Source organism: Azospirillum soli (assembly GCF_017876165.1).
GTDB classification, from domain to species: Bacteria; Pseudomonadota; Alphaproteobacteria; order Azospirillales; family Azospirillaceae; genus Azospirillum; species Azospirillum soli.
This window is the reverse complement of sequence record NZ_JAGINQ010000004.1, coordinates 252,136-267,461: the sequence shown is the minus strand read 5'-3', so window position 1 is coordinate 267,461 and position 15,326 is coordinate 252,136. Positions and strand designations below refer to the sequence as shown.

19 protein-coding genes are annotated in these 15,326 nt (G+C 67.0%); 11 read left to right on the top strand and 8 right to left on the bottom strand.

Translation table 11 applies throughout. From position 1 onward, the window contains the following. Positions 1-7: 7 nt before the first annotated feature. From J2852_RS08950 to J2852_RS08930, 5 genes are read right to left on the bottom strand one after another with little or no spacing between them, the layout of a single operon-like run. Positions 8-505, bottom strand: coding sequence for a DUF934 domain-containing protein (locus tag J2852_RS08950; RefSeq protein ID WP_209874064.1), 498 nt, complete (start codon positions 503-505; stop codon positions 8-10). Next, the gene (locus tag J2852_RS08945; RefSeq protein WP_209874061.1) at positions 492-2,180 is read right to left on the bottom strand and encodes a nitrite/sulfite reductase; all 1,689 of its coding nucleotides are present in this window, start codon (positions 2,178-2,180) and stop codon (positions 492-494) included. Before J2852_RS08945 ends, J2852_RS08950 begins: the two co-directional genes overlap by 14 nt. Positions 2,181-2,203: 23 nt before the next feature. Next, positions 2,204-2,500: a DUF2849 domain-containing protein gene (locus J2852_RS08940; protein WP_209874059.1), complete on the bottom strand. Its 297-nt coding sequence runs from the start codon at positions 2,498-2,500 to the stop codon at positions 2,204-2,206. 18 nt (positions 2,501-2,518) lie between these two features. Continuing rightward, positions 2,519-3,340 (bottom strand): uroporphyrinogen-III C-methyltransferase, encoded by an 822-nt coding sequence (gene cobA, locus J2852_RS08935; protein ID WP_209874056.1) that lies wholly within the window; start codon positions 3,338-3,340, stop codon positions 2,519-2,521. Next, positions 3,337-3,894 (bottom strand): precorrin-2 dehydrogenase/sirohydrochlorin ferrochelatase family protein, encoded by a 558-nt coding sequence (locus tag J2852_RS08930; protein ID WP_209874053.1) that lies wholly within the window; start codon positions 3,892-3,894, stop codon positions 3,337-3,339. Before J2852_RS08930 ends, cobA begins: the two co-directional genes overlap by 4 nt. A 209-nt stretch (positions 3,895-4,103) precedes the next feature. On the opposite strand from J2852_RS08930, the gene J2852_RS08925 reads away from it, so the two are divergent. The 5 genes from J2852_RS08925 to J2852_RS08905 all read left to right on the top strand — a co-directional run bounded on the left by J2852_RS08925 (position 4,104) and on the right by J2852_RS08905 (position 8,457). Continuing rightward, entirely contained in the window at positions 4,104-4,829 is a 726-nt protein-coding gene (locus J2852_RS08925) for a phosphoadenylyl-sulfate reductase (protein ID WP_209874050.1), read from the top strand. After that, entirely contained in the window at positions 4,826-5,473 is a 648-nt protein-coding gene (cysC, locus tag J2852_RS08920) for an adenylyl-sulfate kinase (protein WP_425514360.1), read from the top strand. The genes J2852_RS08925 and cysC overlap by 4 nt, the downstream gene beginning before the upstream one ends. A gap of 424 nt (positions 5,474-5,897) precedes the next feature. Beyond that, complete coding sequence (locus J2852_RS08915) at positions 5,898-6,929, top strand: ABC transporter substrate-binding protein (protein WP_209874048.1); 1,032 nt, start codon at positions 5,898-5,900, stop codon at positions 6,927-6,929. Next, entirely contained in the window at positions 6,929-7,696 is a 768-nt protein-coding gene (locus tag J2852_RS08910) for an ABC transporter permease (RefSeq protein WP_209874045.1), read from the top strand. The genes J2852_RS08915 and J2852_RS08910 overlap by 1 nt, the downstream gene beginning before the upstream one ends. Continuing rightward, positions 7,684-8,457 carry an ABC transporter ATP-binding protein gene (locus J2852_RS08905; protein ID WP_209874042.1) on the top strand — a complete coding sequence of 258 codons (774 nt, stop codon included), beginning with the start codon at positions 7,684-7,686 and terminating at the stop codon, positions 8,455-8,457. The genes J2852_RS08910 and J2852_RS08905 overlap by 13 nt, the downstream gene beginning before the upstream one ends. Here the strand turns inward: J2852_RS08905 and J2852_RS08900 are convergent, their stop codons facing one another. The 3 genes from J2852_RS08900 to J2852_RS08890 are packed head-to-tail and all read right to left on the bottom strand — an operon-like array spanning position 8,458 to position 9,743. Next, positions 8,458-8,745: a DUF1488 family protein gene (locus J2852_RS08900; protein WP_209874039.1), complete on the bottom strand. Its 288-nt coding sequence runs from the start codon at positions 8,743-8,745 to the stop codon at positions 8,458-8,460. It lies immediately after the preceding gene. A gap of 18 nt (positions 8,746-8,763) precedes the next feature. After that, positions 8,764-9,393, bottom strand: coding sequence for a DUF6134 family protein (locus J2852_RS08895; protein ID WP_209874036.1), 630 nt, complete (start codon positions 9,391-9,393; stop codon positions 8,764-8,766). Between the two features lie 50 nt (positions 9,394-9,443). Further along, positions 9,444-9,743 (bottom strand): SCP2 sterol-binding domain-containing protein, encoded by a 300-nt coding sequence (locus J2852_RS08890; protein ID WP_209874033.1) that lies wholly within the window; start codon positions 9,741-9,743, stop codon positions 9,444-9,446. A 259-nt stretch (positions 9,744-10,002) separates the two neighbouring features. Between J2852_RS08890 and J2852_RS08885 the strand changes: the two genes are divergently transcribed. The 6 genes from J2852_RS08885 (at position 10,003) to J2852_RS08860 (ending at position 15,306) form a co-directional block, all read left to right on the top strand. After that, positions 10,003-11,718 (top strand): long-chain-fatty-acid--CoA ligase, encoded by a 1,716-nt coding sequence (locus tag J2852_RS08885; RefSeq protein ID WP_209874030.1) that lies wholly within the window; start codon positions 10,003-10,005, stop codon positions 11,716-11,718. Between the two features lie 136 nt (positions 11,719-11,854). Then, positions 11,855-12,247 (top strand): MerR family transcriptional regulator, encoded by a 393-nt coding sequence (locus tag J2852_RS08880; protein ID WP_209874027.1) that lies wholly within the window; start codon positions 11,855-11,857, stop codon positions 12,245-12,247. A gap of 90 nt (positions 12,248-12,337) precedes the next feature. Beyond that, positions 12,338-12,850, top strand: coding sequence for a thioesterase family protein (locus J2852_RS08875; RefSeq protein ID WP_209874024.1), 513 nt, complete (start codon positions 12,338-12,340; stop codon positions 12,848-12,850). Positions 12,851-12,879: 29 nt separating this feature from the next. Next, a complete protein-coding gene (locus tag J2852_RS08870; protein WP_209874021.1) occupies positions 12,880-13,629 on the top strand; it encodes an electron transfer flavoprotein subunit beta/FixA family protein in 750 nt (249 codons plus the stop codon). Between the two features lies 1 nt (position 13,630). Then, positions 13,631-14,557, top strand: a complete 927-nt coding sequence (locus tag J2852_RS08865) for an electron transfer flavoprotein subunit alpha/FixB family protein (protein WP_209874018.1) — start codon at positions 13,631-13,633, stop codon at positions 14,555-14,557. 254 nt (positions 14,558-14,811) lie between these two features. Further along, a complete protein-coding gene (locus tag J2852_RS08860) occupies positions 14,812-15,306 on the top strand; it encodes an L-2-amino-thiazoline-4-carboxylic acid hydrolase (RefSeq protein ID WP_209874015.1) in 495 nt (164 codons plus the stop codon). The last annotated feature ends 20 nt before the right edge of the window (positions 15,307-15,326 follow it).

Genomic DNA, 15,326 nt, shown 5'->3' with positions numbered 1-15,326 from the left:
CGCAACGTCATGCCCCGTAGCGGCGGCGCAACAGGGACACCGGCTGGGTTTCGTCCAGGCTCGGCTGGAAGGCCACGGTGATTTCCGTCAGCGCGTGTGCCCAGCTCGCCTCGTTGGTGCATTCCGGCGCCTCGACCGAGGTGAATCCGGTGCGGACCAGGAAGCGGTACTGGTCGGGGATGACGTGCCCGACCGCGCGGATTTCCCCCCGATAGCCGTAACGCTCCCGCAGTTCGCGGGCGGTCGAGAAGCCCCGGCCGTCGCGGAACTTCGGGAACTCCACCGCGATCAGGGCGAAGCGGTCCAGGTCCGCAGCGATGGCCGGGGCCAGCGTCCCGCTCTTCACCCGCACGCCCAGCGCGGCGTTGCGGCCGGCGAAGCCGTCGCGCTCGGCCTGCCAGCGCTCGAAGCTGATGATCGCCGGACGGTCGGCGGGCACGGCCTCGCCGTCCGCGACGGTAGTCCAGCCGTCTTCGACGATGCGGCCGTCCTTAATGAGCGGCATAGACTCTCTCCTTGAACGGGCCGTGGCCGATGCGCTTGAGGGTGTCGAGGAAGCGTTCCCCGTCGCTGCGGGTCGCCAAATAGACCTCGACGATGGCTTCGATGGCGTCCACCGTCTCGTCGGCGGTGATCGCCGGGCCGAGGATGTCGCCGATGGCCGTGGTCAGGGTCGGGTCGCCGCCGACGGTGATCTGGTAGAATTCCTCGCCCTTCTTGTCCACGCCGAGGATGCCGATGTGGCCGACGTGGTGATGGCCGCAGGCATTGATGCAGCCGCTGATCTTGATGCCCAGTTCGCCGATGGCCTGCTGGCGGACCGGATCGGCGAAGCGCGCTGAGATGTCCTGGGCCAGTGGGATCGAGCGGGCGTTGGCCAGCGCGCAGTAGTCGAGGCCGGGGCAGGCGATGATGTCGCCGATCAGCCCGGCGTTCGGCGTGCCGAGGCCGTTGGCCTCCAGCGCCTGCCAGACCGTAAACAGGTCGTCCTGGCGGACGTGCGCCAGCACGAGGTTCTGGGCGTGGCTGACACGGATCTCGCCGAAGCTGTAGCGCTCGGCGAGGTCGGCAACCAGCTCCATCTGCTCCGAGGTCGCGTCGCCGGGGATGCCGCCGGCCGGCTTCAGCGAGATGGTGGCGATGGCGTAGCCCGGCGCCTTGTGCTCGGCCACGTTGACGCCGACCCAGCGGGCGAAGGCGGCGTTCTGCGCCTTGGCCTTTTCAAAGCTGTCGGACACCGTTGGCAGCGTCTCGAAGGCCGGGGCGCCGAAGCGCTTGCGGATCTCCGCGACCAGTTCGGGGTCGAGGCGGTACTTCGGCCCGCGCAGCCGCGCGAACTCCTCCTCGACCTCAGCCGTGAACTTCTCCTGGCCCAGCTCGTGGACGAGGATCTTGATGCGCGCCTTGTAGATGTTGTCGCGCCGGCCGTACTGGTTGTAGACGCGCAGGACGGCTTCGAGGTAGGCGACGAAGTCCTCCTCGGCCACCCACTCGCGGATCAGCTTGCCGACGAAGGGCGAACGGCCGAGACCGCCGCCGACGTAGAAGGTGAAGCCCGGCTCACCCGCCTCGTTGCGCTTGGCGAGCACGCCGACATCGTGGGTGCGCAGGGCCGCGCGGTCGCTCTCCGCGCCCATGATGGCGATCTTGAACTTGCGCGGCAGATAGGTGAATTCGGGGTGCAGCGTCGTCCACTGCCGCAGGATTTCGGCGTAAACGCGGCCGTCCACGATCTCGTCCCGGGCGGCGCCGACGAACTGGTCGGTGGTGACGTTGCGCACGCAGTTGCCGCTGGTCTGCAGCGCGTGCATGTCCACCTCGGCCAGCTCGTTCAGGATTTCCGGAGTTTCCTCCAGCTTGATCCAGTTGAACTGCAGGTTCTGGCGCGTAGTGAAGTGGCCGTAGCCCTTGTCGTACTTGCGCCCGATCTCCGCCAGCTTGCGCAACTGCTTGGAGGTCATGACGCCGTACGGCACGGCGATGCGCAGCATGTAGGCGTGCAGCTGGAGGTACAGGCCGTTCATCAGCCGCAGCGGCTTGAACTCCTCCTCGGTCAGCTCGCCGGACAGGCGGCGGGCGACCTGGGCGCGGAACTGCTCGACGCGCTCCGCCACGAACTGGCGGTCGATCTCGTCGTAGCGGTAGACCCCGGCCTGAGCGCCGGGCGCGATGTGGTTCATGGAACTCGCCCTTGATGAGGAGATCAGGCAGCAGCCTGCTTGCCGAGGTCGGTGCGGACGGAGGGGCCGAGCGCGCGGATGCGCTCGCGGGCCTTCACGGGCAGGATTTCCCCGTCCGCGACGGTGACGTCGAAGGCGTAGACGTCCACCCCGAACTGCTCGCCCTCGGCCTGCGCCTTGGCGGCGGCCAGGGGCGCGTCGGCCTCCGCGCCCTCGAACAGAGCCGCGTCGGCCAACTGCTCGACCCACGTGGAATTGGCCCCGAGGAACACGACGGTGCCGTCGCGCAGCCGGTTTGCGGTGATGGCCTTCAACGCCATGTCATCCTCCATAGTCACTCACGCCGACACGGCGGTTTTTGAAAACTGATGTCCAACCGTCTGCTGCCATTCGCCGATCCAGCCGCGCAGCCGCACCACCTCGCCGACCACGATGATGGCGGGGCGCTTGGCCTGTAGCCGGACCACGTCGCGGGCGCAATGGGCAAGGTTGGTCTCGATGACGCTCTGCGCCTCGGTGCTGGCGCTGGAGACGATGGCGATCGGGGTCATGGCCGGCTTGCCGGCGGCGACCAGCCGCTCCGCGATCGCCTCCATGGTGCCGAGCGCCATGTAGAACACCAGGGCGCCGGGCATCCGGGCCAGAACGTCCCAATCCAGATCGGCCGGCAGCCCGCCGGCCTTGTCGTGCCCGGTGACGAAGGTCGCCGTGGTGCCGAAGCCCCGGTGCGTCACCGGAATGCCCGCGCAGGCCAGCCCGCCGATGCCCGACGTTACGCCCGGCACCACGCGGAAGGGGATGCGCGCCTCGGCCAGCGCCAGGCATTCCTCGCCGCCGCGCCCGAAGACGAACGGGTCGCCGCCCTTCAACCGCAGAACGCGCAGGCCCCGCCGCGCCAATTCCACCAGCCGCGCGTTGATCTCTTCCTGCTTGGGCGAGGGGCGCCCGGCCCGCTTGCCGAGGTCGATCAGCTCAGCGCCGGGGTTCGCCATGTCCAGGATGCCGTCGCCGACCAGCGCGTCATGCACGATGGCGTCGGCCTCGGCCAGTGCCTTGGCGGCCAGCAGGGTCAGCAGCCCCGGATCGCCCGGACCGGCCCCGGCCAGCCACACGGTCCCCGGCTCGAACACGGGAAGTTTCGCGGCGAAGGGAACGGTCATGGCAGCCACCCCTTTCCGGTGATGAAGTCCCGCGTCGCGCGGATCACGTCCGCTCCCCTGGCGCCCTCCGCCCGCAGCCGGTCGCGCAGCGCCGCGATCTCCGCGATCCGCTCCGCCCAGGCGGCCGGGAACAGGGCCTCCAAACGTTCGCGCACCATCTGCGCCAACGCGGGGCTCTTGCCGCCCGTGGAGACGGTCAGCAGCAGGTCGCCGCGACGGACCACACTGGGCGCGTGGAAATCACACAAGGGAACGACGTCCTCCACATTCACCAAAACGCCCAGCTCTCGCGCCTGCGTTGCCAAACCCTCGGCCACGTCCGGTTCCAGCCCGACGACGAACAGCACTCGCACCCCCGCCAGATCGTCGGGGGAGGGAAGGGACCGTACCAGACGATCTCCCGCCAAAGCTGTGAAATCCGCGTCCGGCTCCGGCGCATAGACCGCCGGCCGCGCGCCGCCGTCCAGAAGCTGGGCCAACCGCTTGTGAGCCAAAGGCCCTTGCCCCGCGAGCGCGATGCGCACGCGGCCGGGATCCAGCGCGATGGGGATCACCGGCGCCTCCCGAAAATCACACAAATGGCAGCGTGGATATGCGTCATGGCAGTATTTAAGCGTGGTAACGTGGTTCAATCAACACATTTCACAAAACCACATAAACCTATAACACAAATAGGAAATGTATTTGCGTTGCAACACCGTGGGTCGAGTGATATTGTGCAAATTGTCATATACAACCCACTGTGTAGATAGACAATAAGCCGATGCCCGAAGGACTTGCTCTTGATAAGACCGCGATCCAAGTGGCGGAGCTGAATGCCCGTTACGGGGATCTGGAAGGTGCGGCGCTCCTCGGCGCCCTCGCGCGGAACGCGTTTCCGGGGCGGATCGCTCTGGTCTCGTCCTTCGGGACGGAATCGGCGGTCCTGCTGGCGCTGGCGGCAGAGGCGGACCCGTCCTTCCCGGTGATCTTCGTGAACACCGGGAAGCTGTTTGGCGAGACCCTGCGCTACCGCGACCAGCTGGTGAAGGCGCTGGGCCTCACCAACGTGCGCGAGGTCGGGCCGACGCCGCAGGACATTGCGGCCGGCGATAGCGATGGGTTGCTGTTCACCCGCTCGCACGACGCCTGCTGTCATTTGCGCAAGACCGTGCCGCTGGAACGCGCGCTGAACGGGCTGGACGCCTGGGTCACCGGGCGCAAGCGCTTCCAGTCGACGACCCGCGCCGCGCTGCCCCTGTTCGAGGAGGCGAACGGCCGGATCAAGATCAACCCGCTGGCGTCGTGGGACCGCGAGCGGCTTGACGAGGAATTCGCGCGCCGCGACCTGCCGCGCCACCCGCTGGAGGCCGACGGCTTTCTTTCCATCGGCTGCTTCACCTGCACGGAGCGGGTCGCCCCCGGCGCCGACATCCGGTCGGGCCGCTGGGCGGGCAGCGCCAAGACCGAATGCGGCATTCACACCTTCTCGACGGGGATTGCCCGATGAACGCCCTTCTCGACCTGCCGCGCCCGTTGGCCGCCGCCAATCTGACCCAAGTCTCCCACGCCGTGGCGGTGGAGGAACGCACCGCCGCCAACGGCCACAGGGGCGGCATCCTGTGGATGACCGGCCTGTCGGGTGCGGGCAAGTCAACGCTGGCCATGGCGGCGGAACGCGCGCTGTTCGAACGCGGCTGGCAGGTCTTCGTCCTGGACGGCGACAACGTCCGCAACGGCCTGAACGCCGGCCTCGGCTTTTCCGCCGCAGACCGATCGGAGAACATCCGCCGCGTGGCCGAGGCCGCGAAGCTGTTCGCCGACGCCGGCATGCTGGTGATCGCCTCGCTGATCTCCCCGCTCCAGGCCGACCGCGCACGCGCACGCGCCATCGGCGGCGACCGCTTCCATGAGGTTTTCGTGGCCGCCAACCTCGCCACCTGCGAGAGCCGCGACCCCAAGGGCCTCTACAAGAAGGCCCGCGCCGGCGCCATCCCGGAATTCACCGGTATCTCCGCGCCTTACGAGGCCCCGGAAACCGCCGAACTGACCATCGACACCGGCGTGCTGAGCCGCGCCGAGGCGCTGGACGAACTGCTCGACTACATCGACCGCGCGTTCGGCAAGGCCGCCGTGACGCAGGGCCGGGTGTAAAAGCGCCAGCGGTGGGCCCCATCCCAACTTACAGGGCGATTGCATTCGGAGATTATCATCCTGCCAAGGGGAAAGCCGTCATTCCCGCGAAGGCGGGAATCCAGAAGCGAGCGTCCGCGAGCCTTATGACTCATGTCGCCGCTATCGCGGCTCTCGCTGGATCCCCGCCTTCGCGGGGATGACGGTTGTCTTATGGAATGACAACAGTCTCCGAATGCAATCGCCCATCCCAATCTTCCCCACCGGACGGTGGGGAAGGCGTCATCGTTGCGCACCTGCTGCACGATGGTCGCTTTGCCGCATCTAGAAAAACATAACAAAACAGTAAAATATACAATCACCTCCGCATCATATGTAAATTCATCTCTTCCATCCGGCGTGATCCATGCTAAATAGGCTGGGCATTCCCCATAGGATGGACGAGATGACGACCCTGACCCGACGCTCCGCGATGCTGGCGCTGGCCGCCTTTACGTCCCTTGCCGCTCTCGCGCCGGGCATGGCCCGCGCCGCGGATCCGGTGAAGCTGGAGGTCGGCTACATCCCGATCCTCGCCGCCGCGCCGCTGTTCATCGTCGATGGCGAGGGCTGGGCGCGTGAGGCCGGCATCAACCTGAAGCTCACCCGCTTCGAATCAGGCCCGCACGCCATCCAGGCGATGGCCGCCGGCCAGATCGATCTGCTCTACGCCGGCGTCGCTCCCGTCCTCGTCGCCCGGTCCAAGGGCGCGGACGTGTCGGTCATCGCCAACTCGGCCGTGGAGGAAATGGTCGTCGCCAGCCGTGGGCAGTTCGCCAAGGCGTTGGGCGGCAAAGCCACCCCGGAGTCCTTCGCCAAGTTCGTCGCCGACAACGGCCGCAAGGTGAAGATCGGCACCCAGCCGCCGGGCTCCGTCCCCGACACGGTGCTGCGCCACTGGCTGTTCAAGGTCGTGAAGGTCGATCCGGCGAACGTCGAGATCATCTCCATGGGCATCGAGAAGACCCAGCAGGCCCTGCTGGCCGGCGCGCTCGACGCCGCCACGATCCGCGAGCCGACGGTCACCGTCACCAAGCAGATGGACCCGAACGTCGCGCTGCTGGCCACGGGTGCCGAGATGTTCCCGAACCAGCCCGGCACCGTCATCGCCGCGCGTGGCCCGGTCATCAAGGACAACGCCGAGGCGCTGAACAAGCTGATCAAGGCGCACGTCCGCGCCGTCGATCTGATCGCCAAGGATCCGGCCCGCTCCGCCAAGGTGGCGAACGAGTATCTGGGCAAGGGCCTGATGGAGCCGGCGACCCTGGAAGCGGCCTTCCGCTCGCCCGGTTCCAAGTTCGTGGCCGACCCGCGCGGCGTCGTTCCGGCGGTCGAGAACATGATGGCCTACGCCAAGGAAATCGGCTCCGCCGAGGGCACCATTCCGGTCGCCGAGGCCTTCGACTTCCGCTTCTACGACGCGGCGGTCGGCAAGTAATGAAGCCGGCGCCCCTCAAGCTCCACACGTCGCTGGTGCTGTCGGCGCTCGGCGTCGGCGCTTTCCTGATCGCCTGGGAAGTGTTGGCGCGGAGCGGCGTCGTGCCCGCCCGCTTGATCCCGTCACCGAGCGCCGTCCCCGGCGCCTTCATCGCCGAGTTCCAGAGCGGAACCTGGCAGCGGATGGTGGTTGCCAGCCTGTCGCATTACCTGACGGGCCTGCTGTTGGGCACCTTCCTCGGTGTCGCGGCCGGCGCGGCGGCGGCGCTGTGGGGCTGGTGGGACGCCTTCCAGGCGTGGGTGGTGCGCATGCTGCGCCCCATCCCCTCCATCGCCTGGATTCCCTTCGCCATCATCTGGTTCGGGGTCAGCGAGGCGGCGGCGACCTTCCTGATCGCCCTGACGGTCTTCTGGATCAACTACTACGCCGCCTATTCCGCCGTGCGCGGCGTGGACAAGGACCTGATCGAGCTTGGCTATGCCTTCGGCCAGGGCGGGCTGATCCCGCGCCTGTTCAAGATCATCCTGCCGGGCGCTCTCCCCGGCATCCTGTCCGGCGTGCGTGCCGGGTTGGGTCAGGGCTGGATGACCGTGGTGGCGGCGGAGCTGTTCGGCATCGCCGGCCTCGGTATGCGCATGTCCGACGCGTCGGGCCTGCTCGCCACCCACATCGTGGTGCTCTACATGGTGACCATCGCCGCTCTCTACGGCGTGTGCGACTTCCTGTTCATGCAGGTTCAGCAGCGGGTGCTCGCATGGCAACGGTAATTGAAAAGGCGAGGGCCGGGGTGAAGGAAGCCGTCATCGACCTGCGCGGCGTCGCCATCGGCTACGGCGCCGACACCCCGCCGGTGCTGGTCGAGGTGGACCTGTCCATCGAGCGCGGCAGCTTCGTCGCCATCGTCGGCCCGTCCGGCGTCGGCAAGTCCACGCTGCTGCGCGTGGTCGCCGGGCTGCACACGGCGCGCGGCGGGGCGGTGACCATCCACCAGTCGGACAAGCCGGGTCACCGTCCGGTCGGCCTCGTCTTTCAGGATCCGCGCCTGCTGCCCTGGCGCCGGGTCGCCAGGAACGTCCAGCTTGGCTTGGAAGGGCTGCCCGTTTCCAAGGCCGAGCGTGATGAGCGCGTGGCCGAGGCCCTGCGCCTCGTCCGCCTCGACGACTATGGGAAGCGTTGGCCCTACGAGCTGTCCGGCGGGCAGCGGCAGCGCGTGGGCATCGCCCGCGCCATGGCCGTCGATCCCGACATCCTGCTGATGGACGAGCCGTTCGGCGCGCTCGACGCCATCACCCGGCACAGCCTTCAGGACGAGTTGCGCCGCATCCACCGCGAGACCGGCAAGACCATCCTCTTCGTCACCCACGACTTGGAGGAGGCGGTTCACCTCGCCGACCGGATCATCGTTCTGGGCGGCAGCCCGGCCCGCATCGTGCGCGACGTGCGCAACGAGCCCGGCCGCGAAGGCGTGGTTTTCCGTGAGCAGGTCGAGCAGCTGCGCAGCGGGATCGCCGACAACTACAGCATCTAACTATTGGGGAAACACCCGCCGCACGTCCCGCGCGGTGAGGTGGATGTTGGCGTCGGGGTCGAGGTTGCGGTCGGTGATCCGCGCCTCGACCGCCTTGTCGAAGACCGGCCGGTTCATGCAGACGAACTGCAACGCTTCCTCCGGCTTCGGCGTGTGGCCGACCAGGGATTGCAGGGCGCGGCGCGGGATGAAGACCTGGCCGTGGTATTCCCCGACCTCGACCGCGAATTCGACAGCGTCGGCCTCCTCGTTCCAGGTCGGATCGTCGGGGAACACGAAAATCGGCATCACGGCCTCAAGGTTGGGTCACTTGAGGATGTAGGTAACATCGTAGCCGCTCTTCTTGAAGGTGGTCTTCAGCAGCGTGCCATCGGCGGCGTACCAAAGATCGCGTTCCACGTCGCCGTTGATCCGATGGTGCCGGGCCTCGACACGGCGGCCGGCGATGTCCAGGGACGTTGGGCCGAGGTCGGTGGCGTGGACGTTGTTGGGCTTGCCGTCGATGACCGAGAGCAAGACCGGGCGCTTCAGCACCTCCGGCGTCCAGAGGGTGAGGGGCAGGGCGTTGGCGGGGGCCTCTCCGGTCTTGCCGTCCACCGTGACGGCGTAGCCGGAGCCGCGCCGGGTCATTTCCAGCGCGTGGGGCGTGCCGTCGTCGTCCGTTTTGGCGCGGACCGAATCGAGGGCGCCGCCCTTCCACACCTCCTCCCGCTGGTGGTCGTAGCGGAAGTTGAGGAACAGCACCTTCACCCGCGTGGTGGCGTTGACGGAGACCTTCAGCGTGTCGCCCTGCGGCTCCAGCCGGACCGTCTCGGTCCCGACCGGGTCGTCGCCCATCAGGATCTGGTAGGTGAGGGTGCGCGGGCCGGCGGCCTCGGCGGATGCCGCCGCCAGAACCAAGGCAGCGGCGAGGGTGGCACGGAACGCGTGCTTCATCGTTGTTTCCTCCCTGGGGTTGGCGGCGGCTTGCTGCCGCCGTCCGGTTCTTACTCGTCGAGCAGCTGGGCCAGCTTCAGTGCGATGCCCATGGAGCCGTCCACCTTCAGCTTGCCCATCGTGAAGGCCAGCATCGGGTTCAGGCGGCCGTCCATCAGCTTCTTCAGGTTCTCCGCCGAGATGCGGATGGTGCAGTCAGCCTCGCCGTCCTCGCGGCTGATGGCGACGGGGGTGTTGCGGGCGTCCACCCGAACCACGTCGCCGGTCTCCAGAGCGAAGCGCACGGCGGCGTTCAGGCCACGGAAGCTGGTGGAGCGGGTCTGAAGCTCCCGCACGATGTCCTCAACCATAGGGCGATCTTTCTCCGAAAAGTCGTGTGCGACAGGTCTTGACAGTAGGCGCGCTTTACGTTTACGTCAACGTCATAACCAAAACGTTCCCGGCAGCCAAGACGGCGAGATACGCCACGGCAAAACCGATCCAGGGAACCCGGAATATGGGGAGTGAAATCATGCTGAACGCCGCCACGCCCGAATTCCCTCAACGCGATTCCGCCTCCCGCCACCGCATCGGCTGACCGCCCGCGAAATACGGATGGGAGGATCGGACATGACCGAGAATCTTGCGCGCAACGCGTCGAAGGGCGGGGCCAACGGGCGGCCTTGGCTGAACAGCTACCCGCCCCGGATCGAGTGGGACCAGCCGATTCCGGTGGTGCCGCTGTCGGAGCTGTTCGACGAGGCGGCGGTGCGCTTCGCCGCGCGGCCCTGCCTGGACTTCCTGGGGCGGCGCTACTCCTACGCCGAGGTCGGGGCTCTGGTGAACCGGGCGGCCAAGGGCTTCGCGGCACTGGGAGTGAAGCCGGGCGTGAAGGTCGGCCTGTGCCTGCCGAACACGCCGACCTACGTGATCGCCTATTTCGGCATCCTGAAGGCCGGCGGCACGGTGGTGAACTACAACCCGCTCTACGTGGAGCGGGAGTTGGAGCACCAGATCGAGGATTCCGGGACCGAGATCATGGTCACGCTCGATCTGAAGCAGATCTACCCGCGCATCGAGGCGATGCTGCGGCGGACGCGGCTGAAGACGGTCGTGGTCTGCCGGATGGCGTCGATCCTGCCGCCGGTGAAAAGCGTGCTGTTCCGCGTTCTGAAGCGCAGCGAACTGGCCGCCATCCCGAACGACTCGCGGCATATGGACTTCGATGCGCTGCTGGCGAACGACGGGGTGTTCTCGCCGGTCAAGGTGGATCCGCACCGGGACGTGGCCGTGTTGCAATACACCGGCGGGACGACCGGCGTGCCGAAGGGGGCGATGCTGACGCACGCCAATCTGGTGGCGAACACCCGGCAAGTGCTGGCGTGGTTCCCGGACATCGCGCTGGGGCAGGAACGGATGATGGCCGTGCTGCCCTTCTTCCATGTCTTCGCCATGACCGTGGTGCTGAACATGGGGCTGGCGGCCGGGGCGGAGATCGTCATGCTGCCGCGGTTCGAGGCGGTGCAGGTGCTGAAGACCATCGCGCGCCGGAAACCGACGCTGCTGCCCGGCGTGCCGACCATGTACAAGGCGCTGCTGAGCCACCCGGACGTGGCCCGCCACCCGATGACCTCCGTCAAATACTGCATCTCCGGTGGGGCGCCGCTGCCCATGGAGTTGAAGCGGCAGTTCGAGGGGGTAACCGGCTGCGTGCTGGTGGAAGGCTACGGGCTGAGCGAGGCGTCGCCGGTCTGCGCTTGCAACCCGCTGACGGGGGAGAACAAGGAAGGTTCCATCGGGCTGCCGCTGCCCGGCGTGACCTTCGAAATCCGGGCGCTGGACGATCCGGCGCGGGTGCTGCCGCCGGGCGAGAAGGGGCAGGTCGCCCTGTCCGGCCCCAACGTGATGGCCGGCTATTGGGGACGGCCGGACGAGACGGCGCGCACCATCGTGGACGGCTTCCTGTTCACCGGCGACGTCGGGATCATGGACGAGGAGGGTTACGTCTTCCTGCTGGACCGGCTGAAGGATCTGATCATCTGCGGTGGCTACAACGTCTATCCGCGCATGATCGAGGAAGCCATCTACCAGCACCCGGACGTGATCGCGGCCTGTGTCATCGGCGTGCCGGACGATTACCGCGGCCAGAGCCCCAAGGCCTTCGTGCAGTTGAAGCCCGGCGCCACCATGACGGCGGAGCAGCTGAAGGACTTCCTGCGGGACAAGATCTCGCGAATCGAGATGCCGAAGTTCATCGAATTCCGCGCCGAACTGCCGAAAACCGCGGTGGGCAAACTGTCCAAGAAGGAGCTGATCGCGGAAACACAGCAAAAGGCGGAGGGTTGAGAGGGGAGAGACGGGCACGGCTTTGTAACACCGCCGCTCGTGTGCTACGAACGGCACCGCCGACCGGGACTGTGGAGAACAAATATATCAACGCCACAGGACGGTCGGCGCGACGTGAACGAAGGCGTGCCCCCCTATGGAACAGCTCTACACGGTCAATCAGTTGGCGGAGGAACTTGGCATCACGCCGCGTGCCCTTCGCTTTTACGAGGTCAAGGGGCTGCTGTCGCCCAACCGCGTCGGCAACAACCGCGTCTACACCAAGCGCGACCGCGCCCGGCTGAAGCTGATCCTGCGGGGCAAGCGGCTGGGCTTCTCGCTGGCGGAGATTCGGGAATATCTGGATCTCTACAACGTGGACGGCGGTGTGGAACAGCTGAAGGTCCTGTTGAAGCGGATCGACAGCCGCCTGAAGGATCTGGAGCAGCAGCGCGAGGATCTGGAAGCGACCGTCGAGGAGCTGAAGGACATCGAGTCTCAGGTCGTCGCCGCGCTGGACGAGCGCGGGTCGAAGAACAAGAGCGCCTGAGCGGGACGGCACCGTCCGCCCCGCCGGGCTCCGGTCAGGAGACGGAGGGGAGATGAAGGCCGCTGAGTGGGTGTGCGGGGTGCGGGTGCCATGAACCTGCTGTTCCGCTTGGTCGCCGTGGTGATCGCGGCGCTGACCGGCCGGGGAAGCGGATTCCTGGAGACGGCCCGGCTGCGCTTTCGGGTCTGGCCGACCGACCTCGACTTCAACATGCACATGACCAACGCCCGCTATTTCAGCGTCATGGACCTGGGGCGGGTGGACATGATGCTGCGCTGCGGCTTGGGGCGGGCGATCCTGCGCCAGCGCTGGCAACCGGTGATCGGGGCCGCCAACGTGCGGTTCCGCCGGCCCCTGCGCCCCTTCCAGCGGTTCGAGCTGGTCAGCCGGGTCCTGTGCTGGGACGACAAGTATTTCTTCATCGAGCATCGCGTGGAAACCGCGACGGGAACGGCCGCCCTCGCGGTGGTTCAGGGGGCCTTCGTGGCGCGCGGGGGCGTGGTGCCGCCGGCCGAGGTGCTGGCGATGATGGGCGAAGAAGCGGTGTCGCCGCCCATGCCGGACTTCGTCGCCGCATGGCGCGAGCGGCCGATGGCGGCGTGAACAAAACCCGAGGGGAGGAGACAAGAACCATGAAGGTGCTGGTGCCCGTGAAACGGGTGGTGGATTACAACGTGAAGGTTCGCGTGAAGGCGGACGGTTCGGGCGTTGAGACCGCCAACGTGAAGATGAGCATGAACCCCTTCGACGAGATCGCCGTCGAAGAGGCGGTTCGGCTGAAGGAAGCCGGCAAGGCTTCGGAGATCATCGTCGTGTCGGTCGGCCCGGCGGCATCGCAGGAGACGCTGCGCACCGCGCTGGCCATGGGCGCGGATCGCGGCATCCTGGTGCAGACCGACGCCGAAACGCAGCCGCTGGCCGTCGCCAAGGTGCTCAAGGCCCTCGTTGACAAGGAAGGCCCGACGCTGGTCATTCTGGGCAAGCAGGCGATCGACGACGATTGCAACCAGACCGGCCAGATGCTTGCCGCCCTGCTCGGCTGGCCGCAGGGCACCTTCGCCTCCAAGGTCGTGCCCGGCGAGGGTTCCCTTACCGTCACCCGCGAGATCGACGGCGGCCTGGAGACGGTGGAGCTGAAGCTGCCCGCCGTGGTCACCGCCGACCTGCGCCTCAACGAGCCGCGCTACGCCAGCCTGCCCAACATCATGAAGGCCAAGAAGAAGCCCATCGACACCATCACGCCTGACAGCCTCGGCGTCGATGTGGCGCCGCGCCTGACGACGCTGAAGGTCGCCGAGCCGCCCAAGCGCAAGGCCGGCGTCAAGGTCGCCGATGTGGCCGCCCTGGTCGACAAGCTCAAGAACGAAGCGCGGGTGATCTGACATGGCTACGCTCGTGATTGCCGAACACGACAACGCCACCCTGAAGCCGGCGACGCTGAACGCCGTCACCGCCGCGCGGGACATCGGGGGCGAGGTTCACATCCTCGTGGCCGGGCGCAACGCACGCACCGTGGCGGACGCCGCCGCGAAGATCGCGGGCGTCGCGAAGGTGCTGCTGGCCGACGACGCGGCCTATGAGCACGCCCTGCCGGAGCCGCTGGCCGCGCTTGTGGTGGAACTGGGGCGGGGCTACAGCCATTTGCTGGCGCCGGCGACCTCGGTGGGGAAGAACGTGGCGCCGCGTGTGGCGGCCCTGCTGGACGTGGCGATGATCTCGGAGATCACCGGCGTGGTCTCGCCGGACACCTTCGAGCGGCCGATCTACGCCGGCAACGCCATCGCGACCGTGCAGTCGGCCGATCCGGTGAAGGTCATCACCGTGCGCGCCACCGCCTTCGAACCGGTCGGCGAGGGCGGCTCCGCGACGGTGGAGGCCGTGACGGGTGTCGGCGATTCGGGCCTGTCCAGGTTCGTTTCGGCGGAACTGTCGAAGTCCGAGCGGCCAGAACTGACCTCCGCGCGAATCGTCATTTCCGGCGGGCGCGGCATGCAGTCGGGCGAGAACTTCAAGCTGCTGGAAGCCGTTGCGGACAAGCTGGGCGCCGCCGTGGGCGCCAGCCGCGCCGCCGTCGATTCGGGCTTCGTGCCCAACGACTATCAGGTCGGGCAGACCGGCAAGATCGTGGCGCCGGACCTTTATGTCGCGGTCGGCATCTCCGGCGCCATCCAGCATCTGGCCGGCATGAAGGACAGCAAGGTCATCGTCGCCATCAACAAGGACGAGGAAGCGCCGATCTTCCAGGTGGCCGATTACGGCTTGGTGGACGACCTGTTCAAGGCATTGCCGGAACTTCAAGCCGCGTTGTAAGGGCCGCGCTGTAATTTCCCGTCAGCAGTGCGTAACTTGTGGGCCGGGTGCTTGGGCATCCGGCCTTCTTCTCGCGAAAATACAACATAAAAATACCGTGATATGCGGACGGCGGAGAGGTGCGTCCCGAATGGTTTTGTGTGAAAGCGTTGACGCTTTTGTCCGGCACGAAATAGGGTGATGGCTGGCACCCCTTCGCTGCCTTATGATTTGGCGGTCGAACGGTGTGAATTTATGGGGTTCGAAGGATGGCCATGACCGAGGAAGAAGATCTGCGCGAACAGCTGCGCGGCTCGCTGAAGAACCGGGCGCTGTTCTATCTCGCGATCTATCGTGAACTGGCGCGCGAGCATGGCGCGGAATCCGCGGCCAAGACGCTCGCCAAGGCGATCCGGGAACGGGGGGCCGAGGTGGGCGCGCGCTTCGCCGCTTACGCGCCGGCCGATTTCGAGGGGCTGAAGACCGCCTTCCTCGACTTCGTGCCCGACCACGGCAAGATGTTCGAACCGGTGGTGACCCGCTGCGACTCCGGCGGCCTGGACATCGCCTTCAAGCGCTGCCCGCTGAAGGAAGCGTGGGAGGAGCATGGCCTTCCGCCCGACGAGCTGGCGAACATGTGCGCCATCGCGGGCCAGGTGGACAATGGCACCTTCGAAGCCGCCGGTTTCACCTTCGAGGGTGAGACGTGGAAGCCGGGCCGCGAGGGGTGCTGCATCCTGCGCGTCCGTCCGGGCAATCCCGCCCAGTGATTCGCTGCCGAGTGAGAGGA